This is a genomic window from Mycobacterium sp. SA01 (genome assembly GCF_041287105.1).
Classification (GTDB): Bacteria; Actinomycetota; Actinomycetes; order Mycobacteriales; family Mycobacteriaceae; genus Mycobacterium.
In genome coordinates, this window is the sequence record NZ_JBGGNO010000020.1 from 101595 (window position 1) to 121302 (window position 19708).

At 66.3% G+C, this 19708-nt stretch carries 17 protein-coding genes; 8 read left to right on the forward strand and 9 right to left on the reverse strand.

Annotation, left to right across the window (positions count from 1 at the left end; translation table 11 throughout):
- Positions 1–81: 81 nt before the first annotated feature.
- Entirely contained in the window at positions 82–1941 is a 1860-nt protein-coding gene (locus tag AB4879_RS19625; RefSeq protein WP_199189723.1) for a dynamin family protein, read from the forward strand.
- On the opposite strand, the gene AB4879_RS19630 is transcribed toward AB4879_RS19625, so the two are convergent.
- Complete coding sequence (locus tag AB4879_RS19630) at positions 1913–2347, reverse strand: hypothetical protein (protein WP_370508920.1); 435 nt, start codon at positions 2345–2347, stop codon at positions 1913–1915. The genes AB4879_RS19625 and AB4879_RS19630 overlap by 29 nt on opposite strands.
- A 57-nt stretch (positions 2348–2404) precedes the next feature.
- Between AB4879_RS19630 and AB4879_RS19635 the strand changes: the two genes are divergently transcribed.
- Both AB4879_RS19635 and AB4879_RS19640 read left to right on the forward strand, forming a co-directional pair.
- Positions 2405–3886, forward strand: coding sequence for a dynamin-like GTPase family protein (locus tag AB4879_RS19635; RefSeq protein ID WP_102805089.1), 1482 nt, complete (start codon positions 2405–2407; stop codon positions 3884–3886).
- A 45-nt stretch (positions 3887–3931) separates the two neighbouring features.
- Positions 3932–4231 (forward strand): hypothetical protein, encoded by a 300-nt coding sequence (locus AB4879_RS19640; RefSeq protein WP_158248969.1) that lies wholly within the window; start codon positions 3932–3934, stop codon positions 4229–4231.
- Between the two features lie 257 nt (positions 4232–4488).
- Here AB4879_RS19640 and AB4879_RS19645 read toward each other — a convergent pair whose 3' ends face one another.
- Genes AB4879_RS19645 through AB4879_RS19655 form a run of 3 tightly spaced genes read right to left on the reverse strand, consistent with a single transcriptional unit; the run spans position 4489 to position 6643 of the window.
- Positions 4489–5094 (reverse strand): hypothetical protein, encoded by a 606-nt coding sequence (locus AB4879_RS19645; protein ID WP_370508921.1) that lies wholly within the window; start codon positions 5092–5094, stop codon positions 4489–4491.
- Between the two features lie 48 nt (positions 5095–5142).
- The gene (locus AB4879_RS19650; protein ID WP_370508922.1) at positions 5143–6075 is read right to left on the reverse strand and encodes an LLM class F420-dependent oxidoreductase; all 933 of its coding nucleotides are present in this window, start codon (positions 6073–6075) and stop codon (positions 5143–5145) included.
- A 10-nt stretch (positions 6076–6085) separates the two neighbouring features.
- Positions 6086–6643, reverse strand: coding sequence for a hypothetical protein (locus AB4879_RS19655; protein ID WP_102805093.1), 558 nt, complete (start codon positions 6641–6643; stop codon positions 6086–6088).
- 151 nt (positions 6644–6794) lie between these two features.
- On the opposite strand from AB4879_RS19655, the gene AB4879_RS19660 reads away from it, so the two are divergent.
- Complete coding sequence (locus AB4879_RS19660; protein WP_370508923.1) at positions 6795–8528, forward strand: acyl-CoA dehydrogenase family protein; 1734 nt, start codon at positions 6795–6797, stop codon at positions 8526–8528.
- A gap of 79 nt (positions 8529–8607) precedes the next feature.
- Positions 8608–8931 carry a WXG100 family type VII secretion target gene (locus AB4879_RS19665; RefSeq protein WP_370508924.1) on the forward strand — a complete coding sequence of 108 codons (324 nt, stop codon included), beginning with the start codon at positions 8608–8610 and terminating at the stop codon, positions 8929–8931.
- A 2-nt stretch (positions 8932–8933) separates the two neighbouring features.
- Here AB4879_RS19665 and AB4879_RS19670 read toward each other — a convergent pair whose 3' ends face one another.
- The 4 genes from AB4879_RS19670 to AB4879_RS19685 are packed head-to-tail and all read right to left on the reverse strand — an operon-like array spanning position 8934 to position 14530.
- On the reverse strand, positions 8934–9755 hold the full coding sequence (locus AB4879_RS19670; protein WP_370508925.1) for a hypothetical protein: 822 nt from the start codon (positions 9753–9755) through the stop codon (positions 8934–8936).
- The gene (locus AB4879_RS19675) at positions 9752–11956 is read right to left on the reverse strand and encodes a hypothetical protein (protein WP_370508926.1); all 2205 of its coding nucleotides are present in this window, start codon (positions 11954–11956) and stop codon (positions 9752–9754) included. The genes AB4879_RS19670 and AB4879_RS19675 overlap by 4 nt, the downstream gene beginning before the upstream one ends.
- A gap of 37 nt (positions 11957–11993) precedes the next feature.
- Positions 11994–12842, reverse strand: a complete 849-nt coding sequence (locus tag AB4879_RS19680) for an SDR family oxidoreductase (protein WP_370508927.1) — start codon at positions 12840–12842, stop codon at positions 11994–11996.
- A 32-nt stretch (positions 12843–12874) separates the two neighbouring features.
- Positions 12875–14530 (reverse strand): alkaline phosphatase family protein, encoded by a 1656-nt coding sequence (locus tag AB4879_RS19685; RefSeq protein ID WP_370508928.1) that lies wholly within the window; start codon positions 14528–14530, stop codon positions 12875–12877.
- A gap of 104 nt (positions 14531–14634) precedes the next feature.
- On the opposite strand from AB4879_RS19685, the gene AB4879_RS19690 reads away from it, so the two are divergent.
- The 3 genes from AB4879_RS19690 to AB4879_RS19700 are packed head-to-tail and all read left to right on the forward strand — an operon-like array spanning position 14635 to position 17685.
- Positions 14635–15678 carry a TIGR03617 family F420-dependent LLM class oxidoreductase gene (locus AB4879_RS19690; RefSeq protein WP_370508929.1) on the forward strand — a complete coding sequence of 348 codons (1044 nt, stop codon included), beginning with the start codon at positions 14635–14637 and terminating at the stop codon, positions 15676–15678.
- 29 nt (positions 15679–15707) lie between these two features.
- Complete coding sequence (locus AB4879_RS19695) at positions 15708–16460, forward strand: GAP family protein (RefSeq protein ID WP_370508930.1); 753 nt, start codon at positions 15708–15710, stop codon at positions 16458–16460.
- A 4-nt stretch (positions 16461–16464) separates the two neighbouring features.
- Positions 16465–17685: an MFS transporter gene (locus AB4879_RS19700; protein WP_370508931.1), complete on the forward strand. Its 1221-nt coding sequence runs from the start codon at positions 16465–16467 to the stop codon at positions 17683–17685.
- On the opposite strand, the gene AB4879_RS19705 is transcribed toward AB4879_RS19700, so the two are convergent.
- A complete protein-coding gene (locus tag AB4879_RS19705) occupies positions 17682–19562 on the reverse strand; it encodes an alpha/beta hydrolase family protein (protein ID WP_370508932.1) in 1881 nt (626 codons plus the stop codon). The genes AB4879_RS19700 and AB4879_RS19705 overlap by 4 nt on opposite strands.
- Between the last annotated feature and the right edge of the window lie 146 nt (positions 19563–19708).

The window sequence follows — 19708 nt, forward strand, 5'->3', positions numbered from 1 at the left end:
TCCGGCGACGGCGGGGACCTTCAGCAAGTCTGGAGGTTCCCGCCGCTTGCCTGCGCATACGGTGGACGACTGGGAGGACACGTGACGCAACCACAGCAAGACCCGCGCCGGGTGAAGGTGATCGTCGAGCTGATCGATCACACCAGCGCGATCGCCGACCTCAACGACCGCGGCGATCTGGTTGCGCGGCTGGCCGTCGCCAAGGAGCGCATCACCGACCCGCAGATCCGGGTGGTCATCGCGGGCCAGCTCAAGCAGGGCAAGAGCCAGCTGCTCAACTCCCTGCTCAACATGCCGGTGGCCCGGGTCGGCGACGACGAGACCACCGCGCTGGTCACCGTGATCAGCTATGCCGAGCAGCCGTCGGCCCGGTTGATCGTCTCGGTCGGCGAGGGTATGCCGCCGCAGAGCATCGACATCCCGATCGACGACATCCGCCACGATCTGCGCCGCGCCCCGCAGGCGCAGGGCCGGGAGGTGTTGCGGGTCGAGGTCGGCGCACCCAGTCCGCTGCTGCAGGGCGGTCTGGCGTTCATCGACACTCCCGGTGTCGGCGGCCACGGCCAGCCGCACCTGTCGTCCACTCTGGGGCTGCTCCCGGACGCGGACGCGATGCTGATGATCAGCGACACCAGCCAGGAATTCACCGAACCCGAGATGCGGTTCATCCGCCAGGCCCATGAGATCTGCCCGGTCGGCGCTGTCGTCGCCACCAAGACCGACCTCTACCCGTACTGGCGCGAGATCGTCTCCGCCAACACCGCGCATCTGCAGCGCGCCGGACTGCAGTTGCCGCTGATCCCGGCATCCTCTCTGCTGCGCAGCCACGCGATCCAGCTCAATGACAAGGAACTCAACGACGAATCGAACTTCCCGGCGATCGTCGCCTGGCTGTCGGAGAAGGTGCTGTCCCGCGAGAGCGATGCGGTGCGTGACCACGTGGTCGGCGAAATACGTTCGGCAGCAGAACATCTCAACCTATCGGTGAACTCCGAGCTCTCGGCGCTCAGCGACCCGGACCAGGCGCGCCGGCTCACCGAGGACCTTGAGCGCCGCAAGCAGGAAGCGCAGGACGCCCTGCAGCAGACCGCATTGTGGCAGCAGGTCCTCAACGACGGCATCGCCGATCTGACCGCCGACGTCGAGCACGATCTGCGCGCCCGGTTCCGGGCCATCACCCAGCACATCGAGAGTGTCATCGACGAGGGCGACCCCACCCAGCACTGGGCGGAAATCGGTGCGGAGGTAGAGGATTCGGTTGCCAACGCCGTCGGCGACAACTTCGTGTGGGCCTACCAGCGTGCCGAGGCGCTGGCCGCCGACGTCGCGCGGACGTTCGTCGAGGCCGGACTGGACGCCATCAAGATGCCGGAGGTGAGTGCTGCCGAGATGAATGCCGGTGTCGGTCGGCTCAAATCGCTGGCCCGCCTCGAATCGAAGCCGATCGGCAAGGGCCACAAGGTGATCACCAGCATGCGAGGCTCCTACGGCGGCGTGCTGATGTTCGGCATGCTCACCTCGGTGGCCGGTCTGGGCATGTTCAACCCGCTGTCGTTGGGTGCGGGTCTGCTGCTCGGACGCAAGGCTTACAAGGAGGACATGGAGAACCGCATGATGCGGGTCCGCAACGAGGCCAAGACCAACCTGCGCCGCTTCGTCGACGACGTGCTGTTCGTGGTGTCCAAGGAATCCCGCGACCGGCTCAAGAACGTCCAGCGCCAGTTGCGCGACCACTACCGCGACATTGCGAACCAGACCACCCGCTCGCTCAACGAGTCGTTGCAGTCCACCATCGCCGCGGCGCGGATGGAGGAGACCGACCGGAACAACCGGATCCGTGAGCTCGAACGCCAGGCCAATATTCTCGGCCAGGTGATCGACAATGCCGAAAAGCTGTTTCCCGCAGCGCTTTCTACGGCGAGGACGACCGAGTCTCGTTGAGTCGCGGCCCGGATCTGGTGCCCGGCGGGTGGGTGACGCGGGTGGGGAAGGTGCCCGGGAATGTCGGGGCCACCCGCTCCGACGGTGGAATCTCCGAGGTCGGCGTGCTCGACGACGGCGACGACGTGCCGCTGGTCGTGCTCTCGCCCGGTAATCCGATATCGGTCGTCGACAGCTGCACGCTGGGATAGGACGTGCTCGTCGAGCCCGTAGTGGTCTTGGCGATGTGCGGCGCGTCCGGAATGTACGTGCCGGGCGGAAGAACGGTCTCGGTGTCTGTGTTGCTCCACTTGCTCGACATCGTCACCACTGCATAGACCAGGGTCGCGACCACCGCGAGGCCGAGCAGCCCGGCGGCCGACGTGGCAGCCGCCGAGCGGTACCACGGCGCCTTGTGCTGGGGCATGGCGGCTGATCCTAGCCGTGATACGGGTGGACCGCCGGACCGTAGACTCGTCGTTCGATGAGCACCAGCGATCAGGTTCGCGCCATCCTGGGCGGCACCCGTCGTGCGTACCAGGGTGAACCGGCATACCGCGAGCGGCCCGACGTCTTCAACGAGCTGGACCGCATCGCCGGGCGGCTCAACCAGCCGATCCGCATCGCGCTGGCGGGCACGCTCAAAGCAGGCAAGTCGACGCTGGTCAACGCGCTGGTGGGGGAGAACATCGCCCCCACCGATGCGACCGAGGCCACCCGCATCGTCACGTGGTTCCGGCACGGCCCCATCCCGAAGGTCACCGCCAACCACGTCGGCGGACGGCGCTCCAATGTGCCGATCGCCCGCGATGGTGGGCTGACCTTCGACTTCGGCCGCCTGGATGCCAACGACATCGTCGACCTCGACGTCGAGTGGCCGGCCGCCGAACTGGTCGACGCGACGATCATCGACACGCCGGGCACGTCATCGCTGTCGCGCGACGTCTCCGAACGCACGCTGCGGCTGTTGGTGCCCGAGGACGGTGTGCCGCGAGTCGACGCGGTGGTGTTCCTGCTGCGCACGCTCAACGCCGCCGACATCGCTCTGCTCAAGCAGATCGGGGAGCTGGTCGGCGGATCCTCGGGTGCACTCGGGGTGATCGGGGTGGCCTCCCGGGCCGACGAGATCGGCGCGGGCCGACTCGACGCGATGATGTCGGCAAAGGATGTCGCGCAGCGATTCACCGGTGAACTGGACCGGACCGGCATCTGTCAGGCGGTCGTTCCGGTCTCGGGACTGTTGGCGCTGACCGCCCGGACCCTGCGGCAGAGCGAGTTCGCCGCACTGGAGAAGCTCGCAGCGGTCGACGCCAACGAGCTGAACAAGGCGATGCTCTCCGTGGACCGCTTCGTCCGCGAGGACAGTGCCCTGCCGGTGGACGCTCAGACCCGCGCCCAGATTCTGGACCGGTTCGGCATGTTCGGCCTGCGGATCTCGATTGCGGTGTTGCGGGCGGGCGTGGCAACGGATTCCGTCACCCTGGCCGACGAACTTCTCGAACGCAGCGGGCTGGTCGCGCTGCGTGATGTGATCGACCAGCAGTTCGCGCAGCGCTCCGAACTGCTCAAGGCGCACACCGCTCTGGTCTCGTTGCGCCGGTTCGTCGAGATGCACCCGATCACCGCGACGCCGTACATCATCGCCGACATCGACCCGCTGCTGGCCGACACCCACGCCTTCGAGGAACTCCGGCTTCTCAGCCAACTTCGTTCTCGGTCAACGACTTTGACTGAAGACGAGATGGTCTCCCTGCGTCGGGTGATCGGCGGGTCCGGCACCGACGCGGCCAGCCGGCTGGGATTGACCGCCGAAACGCTCGGCGACGGGCCGCGCGCCGCCTTCGCGGCGGCGCAGCGCTGGCGTCGTCGCGCCGACCATCCACTGAACGACCCGTTCACCACCAGGGCCTGTCGTGCGGCGGTGCGCAGCGCCGAGGCGCTGGTCGCGATGTACGCCGGGGCTTAGCCGCCTGGCCGCGGTAGCGGGAACGTCGGCAGGAGCCGCTCCCTGGTGGTGGTCACCGTCTCGGTCACCGTGCTCACCGAGGTCGACACCGACGTGCTCGTGCTCGTACTGGTGCTCGTACTGGTGCTGGTCGACGGTGGTTCGGTGGTCGTCGTGGTGGTCGGCGTGTCCGTCGTCGTCGCGGGGGTTTGCGTGGCGGTCGGGGATTCGGTCACCGTTTGGGTGACGCCGGGCTCTGGAGCGACCGACGCCGATGTCGCGGCCGTGGTCGACGTTGTCGGCGATGTCGTCGTCGTGGTCGCCGGGCTGGATCCGTCGCTACCGGTGAACTTCACGATCGCGTAGACCAGCAGGGCCAGGATGGCCGCGGTCAGCACGCCCAGGCCGACGAGCGCCGCAGGCTTTCGGTACCAGGGGGTCGGCTCGGGTGGTGGTGGGTAGTCGCCATACCCGGTCGGTGCTCCGTAACCAGATTGCTGGTAGTCGCTATATGCCTCGCCGCCGGTACCGCCGTAGTTTGCGTACTGCGTCGGGTCACTGTCGGAGTAGTTGTTCGGGTCGTCGGGGGATCCGTCGCGCGCCACGGGTTCAGATTCTAACCGTCAGCCGCCGCCCGGTTGATTGGGGAAGGCCGGTCGGTGGGTGGGACGGACGCTGATCTGCGGCGGCCTGGTCTGCGGGGTGGTCACGTTGGGGCGACCGCCGTCGTTCTGCTGCGGATAACGCGGATACCAGGTGCCCTGCGGTGGTGCCGGTGGCGGGCTCTCCGGGGGCGGTGGCGGCGGTGGCGGCGGCTCGGACGGCTGAGAGCTGGTCAACGCTGTGGTGGTCGGCAGACTGGTGGAGGTCGACGGCGTGGTGGTGGACGGCTCCGAGTCATCGGAGTCCAGCGCCACCAGGAGGACCGCTGCGATCAGGATCGCCACCCCGGCCACGCCGATCGCGGCGAACGCCAGCGTCGCCTGCTTCTTGCGGTACCACGGCCGTTCCGGGAACCAGAACGCGTCGGGAGCGAACGGGTCGAAGCCGTCGTCGGCGGTGACGACCGGCAGCGCGGGATCGGTCGGCGGGTCGATGTCATCGTCCGCGGGCGTGTCGGCGACAGGTGCCGACCCCGGATACGGCTGCTCCGGATAGGGCCCGAACGGGTCACCGAACGGGACGGGCGATGCCTCGTCGACATCCCCAGCGGGGTCGTGCTTCGCCACGGCTATTCATGCTAAACGGCCCGCCAGGGCCGATGCAGCGTTCGGCAATCAGGCGAGTTGCCGGACCACCTCGGTGGCGAACAGTTCGACGTGGTCGATATCGGACATATCCAGCAATTGGAGGTACACCCGCTGCACTCCCGCCTCGATGAACGGCCCCAACCGGTCGACGATTTCGGTGGGCGTACCGACCAGCGGCGTGTTGGTTCGCAGTTCGTCGACTTCCCGGGAAATCGCCTGCGCACGCCGGCTGATCTCGGCGTCGTCGCGACCGGCGCACACCACGAACGCCGCGGAATACACGATGTCCTCGGGTGCGCGGCCGGCGTCGCTGAGCGCGGCGCGCACCCGGGCGTACTGGGGTTCGACGAAGTCCAGGGCGGGGAACGCGAGGTTGTACTCGGCGCCGTACCGGGCGACCAGGGCCGGCGTCCGTTTGGGGCCGTTGCCGCCGATGATGATCGGCGGATGGGGAGCTTGTAAGGGCTTGGGCAGCGCGGGCGAGTCTTTGACGGTGTAGTGGGTGCCGTCGTAGTCGAAGGTCTGGCCCGCCGGCGTGGTCCACAGGCCGGTGATGATGTCGAGTTGTTCGCGCAGCCGCTCGAACCGTTCACCCAGCGGCGGGAACGGGATCGCGTAGGCGAGGTGCTCCGCGTCGAACCAGCCTGCGCCGATACCGAGATCGACCCGGCCTGAGCTCATCGCGTCGACCTGTGCCACCGAGATGGCGAGCGGTCCCGGATGGCGGAAGGTGGCCGAGGTGACCAGCGTGCCGAGCCTGATCGTGCTGGTCTCCCTGGCGATACCGGCCAGCGTCACCCAGGAGTCGGTGGGTCCGGGCAGGCCGTCGCCGCTCATCGCCAGATAGTGGTCGGAACGGAAAAACGCTGAGTAGCCGAGAGATTCGGCGGCCTGAGCCACCGCGAGCTGATCGGTGTAGGCGGCACCTTGCTGGGGTTCGACGAAGACGCGGAAGTCCATATCGCCCAGCTTAGAAAACCTGGGCCCCTTGTGTGCCGACGACCATTCCATGCCCGGTGCTGTCGTTGGTGAAGCGGGTCCCGTCGCTGCGGGCGTCGATGGTCCAGCCGACCGCGTGATAGGTCGCGTAGTCGAGCGTCGTGGTGGGGATGTCGCCGAGGTTGCCGAGGATCCAGCGCAAGTTGCCTTCGGCGGTCACCTCGACACCGTTGGCGGGGGTGCCGTTGATGGCGGGCGCGTTCGTGAAATTCGATTCGCAGCCGACCGACTCCGAGTTGAGCTGGCAGCGGGTCTGGCCGGACTTGGTTTCGATGTAGACGTAGCCGGTGTCACTGGGCGGCAGGGTTTGGCCGCCCGGGTTGGGCACGGAGGGCGACGGGGTCGGCGACGGCGTCGGCAGCGGCGTGGACACGGTCGGCCTGCTGGTGGGAAAGCTCGGCTCCCCGCCCGGTCCGCAGCCCGGGCATCGGGCCGCACCGTCGGTGGTGGAGCTGCACCCGGCCGCGGCGCCGGCCGCCATCAGCCACACCACCGCCACACCGGCCTTCACGCCGTTGGATATCCGCACGCCGAACTCCTGCCGTCGAATGTCAGGGTACGCATGCAGTGACGGAAGTGACTCCAGTGACTCGCGGGGCCGAGTGTGATGACCCTGGCGATCTCGGAACCCGTGACTTGTGATCGGGCTAGATTCGACGCAGCGATGAAAGGGTTCGTCCATGACCGACACCGGCCGCCTGTTGTTCAACCCGAACACCTACGACCCGAAACAGTTCGATCCCGAGACGCGGCGTCAGCTCACGGCGTTGATCGGGTGGTTCGAGGAGCGCGGCAAGGCGCGCCTGCTCCAAGACGACCACGACGCGGTATGGGTGTCGGACTTCCTGGACTTCGTCGGGCAGGAGCGGATCTTCGCGACGTTCCTGACCCCGTCGGAATTCGGACTCGGGGATGACAACAAGCGTTGGGACACCTCCCGCAACGCCGCGCTCAGCGAGATCCTCGGTTTCTACGGCCTGGCGTACTGGTACGCCGAGCAGGTCACCATCCTCGGATTGGGCCCAATCTGGCAGAGCGACAACATCAAAGCGAAGGAACGGGCCGCCGCACAGCTCGACGCCGGTGGGGTGATGGCGTTTGCGTTGTCCGAACGTGAGCACGGCGCCGACATCTACGACACCGACATGATCCTCACGCCGGCCGACGACGACGGCCTGGCCTTCCGTGCCAGCGGCGAGAAGTACTACATCGGCAACGGCAACGTGGCGGGGATGGTGTCGGTGTTCTCCCGCCGGGCTGACATCGAAGGTCCGGACGGCTACGTGTGGTTCGTCGCAGACAGCGCGCACCCGGCCTACGAGCTGATCGGCAACGTCGTGCGCGGGCAGATGTACGTCAGCACGTTCGCGCTGCACGACTATCCGGTGCGTGAGGAAGACATCCTGTGCGTTGGGCCCGAAGCGTTTTCGGTGGCGCTCAACACCGTCAACGTCGGAAAATTCAATCTGTGCACGGCCTCGATCGGGATGTGTGAGCACGCGTTCTACGAGGCGATCACCCACGCCAACAACCGGATCCTGTACGGCAACCCGGTCACCGACTTCCCGCACGTGCAGGCCGGGCTGGTCGAGGCATATGCCCGGCTGGCCGCGATGAAGCTGTTCAGCGACCGCGCAATCGACTACTTCCGCAGTGCCAGTCTCGAGGACCGTCGCTATCTGCTGTTCAATCCGGCGACAAAAGCGAAGGTGACCTCCGAGGGCGAGAAGGTGGTGGTCCAGCTGTGGGACATCATGGCCGCCAAGGGTTTCGAGCGTGACACCTACTTCACCCAGGTCACTCGCCTCATCGGTGCGCTGCCGCGACTGGAGGGCACGGTGCACGTCAACGTTGCCCAGATCCTCAAATTCATGCCCAACTATCTGCTCAACCCGGCGCACTATCCCGAGATCGGCACCCGCGACGATCCTGCCGACGACACCTTCTTCTGGTCGCAGGGCCCGGCGCGCGGCGCCTCCAAGGTACAGTTCGCCGACTGGGTGCCGGTATTCGAAAGTGCCTCCGCCATACCGAACGTCGCCCGCTTCCTCGAGCAGGCGCGGACGCTGCAGCAGCTGCTTCTCACTGCCGCCCCCGACGCCGAGCAACAGAAGGACCTCGACTTCATGCTCGTCATCGGTCACCTGTTCACCCTGGTGGTGTACGGGCAGCTGATCCTGGAGCAGGCACAGTTGCGCGGAATCGACCCGGATCTGGTGGACCAGATCTTCGACGTGCAAGTGCGGGACTTCTCGGCCTACGCCGTTGCGCTGCACGGTAAAGCGAATTCGACTCCGGCGCAACAGGAATGGGCGCTGGGTGCGGTGCGTAAGCCGGTCACCGACACTGATCGCTTCGACCGGGTATGGGGGCAGGTCAAAGCGTACGACGGCGCGTATGCGATGCGGCCATAGGGGCCGCCGCCGAGTGAAGTGAAGCGTCGGCGGCTGCGCTATATCGTGTCGGTACGGCTCGCTACGGGTGGGAGATCCAATGGGTGACGAATTGAAGGTCGACATCGACGGCTTGTCAGCCGGCAGCTCGAAAATGGCCGAGAAGTCGACCGAGTTGGCGGCGGCTCACGGCCAGTCTATGAGCAGTGTCGGCGCGGCGCAGAGCGGCTGGGTGGGGTCCTCGGCGCAGGCACTGTCATCGCTGACCGATCATTGGAACACGTTGACGGGTAAGCACACTGCAGCCTTGGACCATCAGGCGACGGGTATGGACACCAGCGCCAAGATGTTCAGCTACATGGAAAAACGCAACGCTGAGAAGCTGAAGGCCGTCGGCGAGCAGGCCGACGCGCAAACTATGTAGCGCTACTGGGTTTCGAGCGGCCAGCCGGGATAGCTGGGCAGGGTGGGGAAGTCCGATCTGGGATGTTCACCCGTCGTGAGGAATTGGCGACGTTCAACGGACTCGGGAGCGAGCGCCTGGCAGGCATCGAGGTCTTGGTGATACTCCGGCCACTGTGTACCAGGCCCGAGGGTGTCTGAGGGAGCTGATCGCGAGAGACGTCCCACAATGCGCCATTTGCCGAATACATCTGTCATCGCGTATCGCGACGGTCCTTTCTGGGGCGGCGCAGCGGAAATAGCGCTGCCCGTGGGTGCGAGAAGGCTTATCCGCTCGACGTCGATATCAGTCTTGGGCGCTTGCCACAATGTTGCGTAACGGCCGTCGGGCTTTTGTACTGCGGCTCCCCAATCCCATGTGCACATGACCACTGTTACGTATTGGCCGTCCTGCGCCACCCGTAGAACGTGCAGGAGGCGCGACCCCACTTCAGGACTCTTCCTCGGGTAGCCGAGCTCGGGCCAGAGATTCAGACTGTAGTGGGAGTAATCGACTGGCTCCTCGCGCTTCACCGCATGATCGAACCCGAGATACAAATAGTCGTCGCTACCCCCGGCTCCCGCGAGGACGATTGATTCAAAGTAGGCGCGGACCACAGCGATTGGCTGTGTGAGAAGGTCGATTTCGGGCTCGGCGCTCCAGGAAAACGTTAGCTCCGACAGTGTGGCGGGCCAGCGCTCATGCTGTCTTGTCGGCTGCGTGGCAGGTGTCTTGTCACAGCCGGAGAGGACGCTCGCCGTGATGGCGATTAGTGCAGTCAGTCGGTGAATCGCGAGGCGTCTCATTCTGAAGGCTGGGTCGTTTCGGTGACCGCGTTGTATCGGTTGGTCATTTGGGCGTCGATGTCCGTGTAGAGGTCGTGGCCTGTCGTTGCGATCAGTGCCGACCGGATCGCGTCGTTGTACACACTGGGGGCAAGCGCTACGCCGTTCCGGGAAGCGTATTCGTCTGCGGAGAGTATCCGCCGCGGCGCGTCAGGATATTCGGGATTGGGCGGGGCCAGAAATTTGTCGTCCAGCCCTTGGACGGGCACGCCAGATTGAGCCAGAGCGTTTAGCACCTGACTCTCGCCATGGCCAAAGTCGAGGTCCGGCAAGGAGTGCGTGTCCCAGCCCGTCGTCTTGGGCGGATCGCCAAGGAGGGTTTGTTCGAATGTCTTTGAGACTAGGTCGGTGCCGGGCAACCCAGCGGCGTCAAGCCCGGCGAAGCCGAATTCGTAGGCGGACTTCTTGGCTTCGTATGCTGCCGTAGCCATCGCTTCTGCGTTAATGTGCGACGCGCCTGTTGCGTTGTGGAGTCCGGAATCAACCAACCCTTGCATTGTCATCGAGTCATAGAGCCGATGGTTGTTGCTCGTCATGTCAGCGCCGTTCTTGAAGTCATTGGCGTAGTCCAGTTGGGCCTGCATGATGTCGCGGCCTGCTGCCCCGTTGAAGTAGTCCGATGCAGCCTTGTCAGTGCTCAACACGGAGAAAATGTTCTTGGCCACCGGCATGTTCGTGTCATCGGTATCCAGCAAGCCGAATCCGTCGTGGCGCCCGGATGACGCCTCGGCGATATCAGGGATGTAGGGCGCTAGTCCGTGTGAAAGCCCCCGCACCGCCTCGGGATTCAACTGGCCCAGAGTCTGGTCGCCGGACATGTGCAGGAAGTCATTATGGGGATTACCGACGTAGGCCCCGTATGCTGACGCCGTCTCCGCCGCCATCTTGGCGTCCGGCCCGTTGGCCGCGTCCCCGGTCCAGCTGAACATGTCGCCGACGGCCTTGCCGTTGTCGCTCCAGTCGGTGCTCAACGCGCCCTTCATGAAGTTGTCCGAGTAGGCCTTGTCGCTCACGATGTCGTGCACAGCTACGTGGTCCTGGCCCGCGGTGGCCAGTATCTCGTTGGCCACCGGGACGCCGTTGCCCGCCATCCCGGAATAGCCGCCCTTTCCGCCCACCGGTGTGCCATGGAATGTGGGCGAATTCATCATCTCGGTCGACTTGTTCAGCATGCCGCGATCCAGTGCCGTGCCGCCCTGCCGAAGTGCTGGGCTTCCGTCCTTGACGATGTCGGTCAGCTTGGTCATCTCGCCCAGTTGCGACATGCCTTTGGACTGCAGTGCACTTTGCACGCTGCGTGGCAGCTGGCTCATGCCGCCACTGGTCATGTTGCTCGGGTTGGCGACGCCGCCCGGGTCGGTCTTCGGGAAGTGAACGTTGGGATTGCTCATCAGCTGCCACGAGTCGCCCATCGCCGACTTCGCATCGCCCATGTTCTGCTCGGCATGCGCAAGTGCGTCTATGGACATACCGGCCTGCTGCGACTGCATCTGGCTGAGGATCGACGCCTGCAGTGGCGTCAGCGGTTCCGTGCCGGCCCGCTGGTCGGCGTTGATGGAGTTCAACACCGCCTTGACCTCGGCCGCAGATGACGGGTCACCAGCCAGGGCTTTCTCGACGGTCTCCTTGGCCGCCTGCGGCGACACGTTCGGACTATCGCCGATGCTGTCCGCGGTCTCGGAGATCGCGTTGCCTACCGCGGCGGCGAGATGTTGATCGGTGGAGTCCGCGCGCCGAAGCAAGTCCACGATCGCGTCATGCACGATTTGGACGTGGTGTTCGACCTCGGCGCGTTCTTCCGGATCGTCGGGCACCACGTAGTGCAGTTCCCCGGTGGCGGTGTCGATCACAATGCCCCAGTGATCGGCCATGTGCTGAAGGCGAGACCACTCGGACTTGATGGATTCGACCTCTGAGGCCGCGGACGAGACGTCGCGCGACGCCTGGTCGCATTCATCGGCGTGAGCCAGCATCGTATTGCTGATGGCGGTGGCCATGGTCGCCGCCTGCTCTTGCGACATGCCTTGCCATTCGAGGTTCGTGATGATCGCTCGCTGATCATGCGCAACGTCGCACACGTGGTTCGCGCGAGTGGTGGCAGTGGCCACCGCGCGTATCGATCCCGGATCCCACGTTTCTAGATCCGTCAGCGAAATCCCCACACTCAGCAAACTTACCGGAGAGGGGCGCTGTGGCAATTCACTTCGAGAAGCTACGGAACTTTCGCAGATACGGCACCAGTCGTCGGGCCGGAACCGGGCCCGGCCAGTCGTCGGACCGGAAATAGGCGTCGGATCCGCCGTCGACGAAAAGAACGCTGCCGCAAAGAAAATCCGCGGAGTCGGACAGCATGAAAACCACCCAATCGGCCAGGTGCCCGGCATCGCCGAAACCGCCGATCGGAACCGGGAATGAACGGATGGCCTTGGCCTCAGCCGGAGTGGACAGCTGCTTCTTCAACAGCGGTGTCAGGATGGCGCCCGGGGCAAGGGCATTGAGCCGGATCCCCGCGCCGGCCCAGTCGCGGGTCACCGCGTGCCGGCGGACCCAACGGCTCACCGCCACCTTCGAGGCACCGTAGGCCATCGACGACGCGGCGCGACCGAAGATGCGCAGTGCCCGAGCGGCCTTGTCGCCGTCGCCGGCCAGCAACGCACGGATCGCGCGGCCCGGGATCGCCGGCATGGTGGTGGTCGAATTGCTGGAGAACGCCACGACTTTGGCGCGTTCGCCGGCGGCCAGCGCCGGCCGCCACGCCTGCAGCAGCTCCACGACGCCGAAGTAGTTGATCTCGAGGATGCGGCGGGGTTGGTCCCGACCCGGGGTCGGTCCGACCCCGGCCGCCAGCACCGCACCGTCCAGGCGCCCACCGCAGGCGGCCAGGACGGCGTCGGCGGCCGCGCGGCGACCGGCCGGAGTGGACAGATCGGCCACCACATCGGCGGGCTGGACGTCCACCCCGATCACGGTGTGCCCGTTGGCCCTCAGCCGCTCGACGACCGCCCGACCCATGCCCGAAGCGGAGCCGGTGACGACATAGGTGCCCATCCGAGTGAGTATGGCCTACCGGCCCCGCGTGGTCAGGCGACCAACACCGACGGCTCGTTCTGTGTCGCAACCGTCGGGGGATCCTGCGGGTAGCCCTTCGCGAAGATGTCCACCCCCGTCATCCAGGCCACCAGTTCGGCGAGCGCGCTGGTGGCCTGCACCGACAGATTCCCGAGAACCTGAACCACCACCTTTGACACCTCGGCGAGTTGGCTGATCAGGAAGACGTTCTGATCAGCGATGCCCTGAAGGGTGTCAGCGAGGCTGGTGACGCCGCCGTCCAGGAAGTACGGGATGCTCGCAAAGATCGTTCGCACGCTCAGCGCGACGTTGGTTTGGATGTCCGGCCAGCCGTTGCGCGCGATCGCGTCGTTGAGCGCCTGCTGGAGGTCGTTGGGGGTGACCGAGCTGGAACCCAGCGTCGTCAACGACACCCCGTTGGATCCCGGCGGCGCCGGAGCGCCGAACAGGTCCAGGACGGTGGGGGTTACGTCGACGATCGAGTACGCCAGGTTCATCTGACCGGGATCGAAGCCGGCACCGTTGGCGATCACCCACGTCGAGGTCTCGTCGGGGGACTGGAACCCGTGACCGAAGCCCAGTTGCGGCTGATGGCCGTGATCGGTGACGACGATGACGGTCCAGTTCTCGCCGGAGTTGTTGACAGCGTCCATGATCGCGCCGAGATTCTCATCGGTGCGATGGATGGCATCAGCGTATTGCGGTGAGCCGCCGCCAAATTGATGCCCGGCCTCGTCGACCTGCACCAGGTAGGAGAACAGGAAGTTCGGCGGCTCGCCGCTCTGAATCGCCGCGACGGTCTGAGCGGTCACCTCGGCGTCGGTCAGTGACCAGTTGGAGTCACCCGGCACCTGCGGGACCAAGACGGGCGTGTCGACAGGGTAGAGGCCGGCCTTGGCGATGTCGGTGATCACGTCCCAGTCCGCGATCGCCATGGTGTCGATGTTGGAGTTGTAGGCCTCGAGCTGATTGAACACGGTCGGCCACTTCATATACGTGTCGGCGGTGAAGATGTTGTTGATGACGCCGGTCTGGTTGTCCCACGCCCCGGTCAGGATCGCCGTCCACGACGGGTTCGAGATCGTGGTGTGGCCGACGATCGACGCGATGCCGGTGGTGCTGGCGTTCATCAGGCTGACGAAGTTCACGTTCACGTCGGGCTGGGCGAGGATCCGCCGCATGTTCGTGCCGTCCACGCCGATCACCAGGACATGAGTATTGGTCGGGTCGGCCACGTTGTTGGTGACGACGACGGCCGACGCGCTGACGCTGCGGTCCCGGTAGGAGTAGGCGGTGCTCTTGGCGCCGGCGGGCGCGGCAGGCAACGGCGGCAGGGGCAGCGCCGGAAGCTTCGGAAATGACAGCGCCGCAGCAACTTTCGATGGGACGATACTCGCGGTGGTCCGCTTCGAGGCGGGGGCGGCCACCGATGCCGCCGGTGCCTGCGTCCGCCGCGGACCGGTGAGCGCGCTGCCGGGCTTTGCCGCCGGCTTGCGTGACCGGGCGGTCGACGCCGGCGACGTCGACGCAGAGGTCCCGCGCGAAGCACTCTGCGAATCGGGCGACCCGGTGTCCGCGGAGGCCACCGCGGTCGCGACCGCCGAGCCAGCCCCGGCGACCACGCCGGCGACCGCAACTCCCAGACACACCTGCTTGATCGTCGTCATGCTTCCCCGATCTCTCACCCACAGTTATTGCACAGCCGTCGCACAGACTAGATCTGCGACGCAACCGCGCATGGCGTTTCGGCGACGCCGTTACGATCTGTCCGGTGGACGTCGACGTCATGACCACTGCGCTGCCGCTGGGAGAAATCGGCAGCCTCGCCCAACGCACCCAGGCCGCCGGCTTCTCCGGGATGCTCTTCACCGAGACCGGCCGGACCCCGTACCTCAACGCCGCGGTGGCGTCGCAGGCCGCGCCCGGACTGCAGATCTCGACCGGTGTCGCGGTGGCGTTCCCGCGCAGCCCGTTCATCACGGCAGCGACCGCGTGGGAACTGCAGGAGGGCAGCGGTGGACGCTTCCGGCTGGGGCTGGGCACCCAGGTGCGCACCCACGTGGTGCGGCGGTACGGCACCCAGTTCGAACGTCCGGGACCGCGGCTGCGCGACTATGTGCTGGCCGTCAAGGCCTGCTTCACCGCCTTCCGCACCGGCACCCTCGATCACCACGGCGAGTTCTACGACCTGGACTTCATCACGCCGCAGTGGAGTGCCGGACCCATCGACGAGCCGGACCCCAAGGTCGACATCGCGGCGGTGAACCCCTGGATGCTTCGGATGGCCGGGGAGGTTGCTGACGGTGTGCACGTCCATCCGATCGGAGAGCCCGGCTACATCGCCCGCCATGTGGTGCCCAAAGTGGCTGAGGGGGCGGCGAAATCGGGGCGCTCGCCGTCCGACATCGCGCTGATCGTGCCGGTGATGACCATCGTCGGCGACACCGACGAGGAGCGCGCGGCCGAGCGGGAGCGGGTGCGGTTCTCCATGAGCTTCTACGGCAGCACCCCCAACTATGCGTTCATCTGGGATGAGGCCGGCTTTGACGGCACCACCGCCCGCATCCGCGAGAAGCAGAAGGCCGGCGACATCAAGGGGATGGCGGCGCAGATCACCGACGACCACATCGCCACGTTCGCCACCGAGTCGACCTGGGACGGGCTGGCCGGTGCGCTGGCCGAGAGATACGGCGATACCGCGACCCGCATCGTGCTGTACAACGCGCTCGGCGACGACGAGCGCTTCGAGCGCTACGGCGAGGTGGCGCGACAACTCTCGCAGAGCGCCGCGCGCCCCGGGCGCGCGGCGCGGTAACCTGCCGCCATGCCAGCACGGATGAGCCCGTGAGCACACATATCGCCGTGATCGCGACGCTCGCGGTCGCGTTGCTGTTCAGTCCCGAGACGTTGGTCCTCGGGTTGGTGGTTGCCAGCGACAAGGTGGTGCCGCGGCAGGCCACCCTCGCATTCTCCGCAGGTGCGATCACCGGCATCGCGTTCTCGACCGGCATCGGGGTGGGCATCGCCGCCCTGACCGGCGCCCCGAACACGTCGGCCGCCGAGCATGCCTCGTGGCCCGGCTTCATCGTCCGCATCCTGATCGCCGCCGCACTGCTGGCGATCGGCATCCGCCGGGCGGTCGGCGCGGTGCGGCACAAACCGATCACCGATGTGTCCAAGCCGCAGCGCCGGCCGGGAACGTTGCGCACCCGGCTCGCCGGACGCTTTCCCGGACTGAATCCGAAGGCTGATCTGCCTGCCCGCCAACGCATCACCCGTGCCGCGATGGCCGGCTTCGCGGTCTGCGGGCTGCACCCCAAGGTGTTCCCGATCGCGATCGCCGCAGGTCATCAGATCCTGGAGATCGGCAACCGCCCGGAACGCGCGCTCGGTGCCGTCGTCTTCGCGGTGATCGCACTCATCCCCGCGCTGGCGCCGACCGTGATCGAGCTGGTACGGCCGGGGGCTGCCGACCGGATCAAGGAAGGCTACGAGCGGATCATGAAGGTGCACGGTCGCTGGATCGTCGCCCTGTTGCTGCTCGCCGCGGCGGCATTCGTCGGCTACAACGCGTTCGATCACCTGCCGAAGCACTGACCGCGTGAATCCCGGTACGGCGGAGGCCAACCCGGCCCGCTTGGGCGGCCTGCTCAGCGGCGTCCTGCTGACCCAGGTTGCCAACAGTGCCGTCCATCTGGCGCAGCCACTGCTGGTTGCGGATCTATCCGGGTCGTTGGGCACCGCGGCCTTCTTCTCCGCCTTCGGCACCGCCCTGCACATGGTGGGGACCTACCTCGGCGGCTGGCCGACCGAGCGGTTCGGCGCCCGCCGCGTGTTGGCCGTGGCGACGCTACTGCGCGGCGTCGTGCTGGCCGGTGTCCCGGCGGCGATGGCTCTCGGTCTGTTGAGCCTGACGTGGGCCGTCGTCTGCTACAGCGCGGAGGCGCTGATCCGCGGGTATGTCGACACATCGGTGCACACCATCCCTCTCGAGCTCGCCGGGCACCAGCCTCGGCTGCTGGACAAGATCAACTCCCGCTACGAACTGGCCTTCGAGCTGGGGGCCGTCGTCGGCCCGCTCATGCTCAGCGGTCTCATGATCTGGTCGGCGCAAATCGTGTCGCACATCGTGATTCCGGTCGGTTTCGCGCTGTCGGCGGCGTGCTACCTGTTGATCCCCGAACGTCCGGCCATCCCGATCGAGGACCGCACCCACACCCACGGTGGGGCCTGGGCAGGCGTGCGATACATCCTCAAACACCGGTCTCTTCTGATGGTCGTCGTCGGACTGATGTTGTTCCACCTCTACGAATTACGCAAAGACCTCAGTGCCTTCTTCGCCAAAGGACTGTTGCACCATCCCGAGATGGTGGGGCATATCGGATCGGCGTTCGCGCTCGGTGGAGTGGCCGGCGCGCTGCTGTATACCCTCACGCAGCGCCGCGGCTCCGGAATCGGATGGGTGTTCGCCGGAGTGGTCGGAACGGTGCTCCTCGCCGTGGGCTGGATTCCGGTGAACTTGTGGGTCATGGTCGTGGCCGTGTTCCTGTTCGGGGTGGCCAACGTCTGCGCGCGACTGGTGCTGACCCGGTGGCGCCAAGAGCTGACCCCGCTGGAACATGCGGGCGGTGTCACTGCCGCAACGGAATTCGGCCGCACGGCAGCCTCGGTCGGAGTGGACAGTCTGGTCGGTGGGGCGTTCAGTTCGGGCGGGAGCGCCTACGGCTCATTCGGCATCGTGGGCGGGGTGCTCGGGGTGTTCGCCGTCGCGCAGGTCGCGGTGGCCCGGTACTTCGTCCGGCGCGGAAACCCGGCCCGCTAGGCCGCGTTGACCGTGATGGTCGACGGGTCGACAGTCGGCAGCGACAGTTCCAGGTTCGACACGGTCACCGAGCCCAGCGCCCCGACCGCGCGGTAGGACGCCGACGACCCGAACACCTGCAGGGTGACCTTCTGGCCGGGTTTGAGTGTCTGGGCCACCATCTCGAGATCGACGTCGGCCACGCGCTCGGTTCCATCCAGCGTCACCTTGATCGGCGTCACCTGATTACCCAGCACCTGCCCGGTGGAGTTGTCGACGAGCTGGGCGTAGAGGTGATCTCCGCTGCCGGTGCCGGAATAGGTGAAGCTCAAATGCGGTGCGCCGACGACGTAGGTGGTCGTGGTGACGGCCGAGGTTGTGTAGTTCAGCGCGTCGATGGCCCGTGACGATCCGATCGGCACCACCCCGAACAACCCGCCGGCCCCCAGGAATGGCACCAGCGGAAGGGTCCGGGTCTTGGTGCTGGACACCAGCACCGGATTGCTCGGTGTCAGATCGTAGGACGCCGATGAAAGGTGCTGGCCCCGTTGGTCAACCCACTCGAATTGCGGACCGGTTTGCACCGATGCGTCTTGCTTGACGTAGTGATCGAGCCACTCGAGGGTGCGCTGCTGGACCAGCACGCCACCGGTGTTGAACAGGTCGTTGGTGCACAGGCCGTGGCCGCCGCAGAACCAGATCACCTTGGTGTCAACGTTGTTGCCGATCAGTGCGAGTGCGTTGGCGTTGGCCTCCTGCAGCGTGAACAGGGTGTCGACGGTGCCCTCGATCAAGAGTGTGGGGGCGGTGATCTGGTTGAGGAGATCGGTCGGGAGGCCCGGTCCGCGTTGCTCGAGCAGCGCCACATCTGCCGGTGTCAGATGTCCGGTCAGATCGCCGTAGATGGTGGCGGGGAGGATTTTCGGATTGGTGCGGGCCAGCGTGAGGACCAGCACGGCAGACAGGAGCGTTCCCCAGCCGCTCTTGAACGACTGAGCCTTGTAGAGCGAGCTGGTCAGGCTGTTCCACGCGATGGTCGGCACGATCGCGTCCACGCGGTGATCGGTTGCCGCCGTGACCAATTGGATGCCACCGCCATAAGACGCGCCGACCATACCCATCCGGGGGTCGAGGTCGGACGGTTGGCCGTCGAGCTTGACCTCCGGTTGGGTGGCGACCCAGCTGATGATCGCCGACACGTCGCGGGCCTCGTAGTCCGGCGAGTCGATCTGCAGCTGGCCGCCCGAACTGTATTCCCCGCGCGGGTCCCACGTGACGACGTTGTAGCCGGCCTTGCGCAGGGCGAGGATGCTCGGCATGCCAAGAGCATTGGTGAGAACGCCGTCGACAACGCTGCCGTCGATGCTCGTCTGGCCGGGCATCCCCAGTCCCGGTCCGTAGAAGATCGTCGGCGCCTGGGTGCCTTCCTGCAATCCGGACGCCGGCATGAAATGGACGTAGATCTGCGTGCCGTCGAACGAGACCACCTTCACGTCGCGGGGTTGTGCGGCGTTGGGTGATGCTCCCGGGTGCACCGGATAACCGAACAGCGGATGCAGCACGTCGCCGAAGACCGGGATCTGGTGGATGAACGCCACGATCGGGGTGAACACGACCGGACCCAGGACCGGGATGTGTTGCAGGAACGCCAACGGCGCGATCTGCGGGATGGCCACCACCCCGGTGGGGACGGCGGCTACATCGGCGGTGGGCACGGTGTTTGTGGCGGCGGCCACGGTGCGTTGTGGCTGGGTGGTGGCCTGCGCTTCGCGGCGGGATGCGGCGGCCAGCACCAGCGTCACCGGCGAGTCGACCGGTGCCGTCGGATCGTCGGTCACGGTGCGGGTTGCTGTTGCTGTTGCTGTAGCCGGTGCCGTGGTGGCCCGTGGCGTGATCACCGACCGAACGGTCGGCCGCGCGCTGGTCCTGTTTGCGGCCGCCGCGGAATTGGGATGGACGGTCCTCGCGCTCTTCGCGACCCCGCTGTGTTGCGCCGAGGAGTGCGCTCCTGCCGTGCTGGACGACGAATCCGAGGAACCGGCCG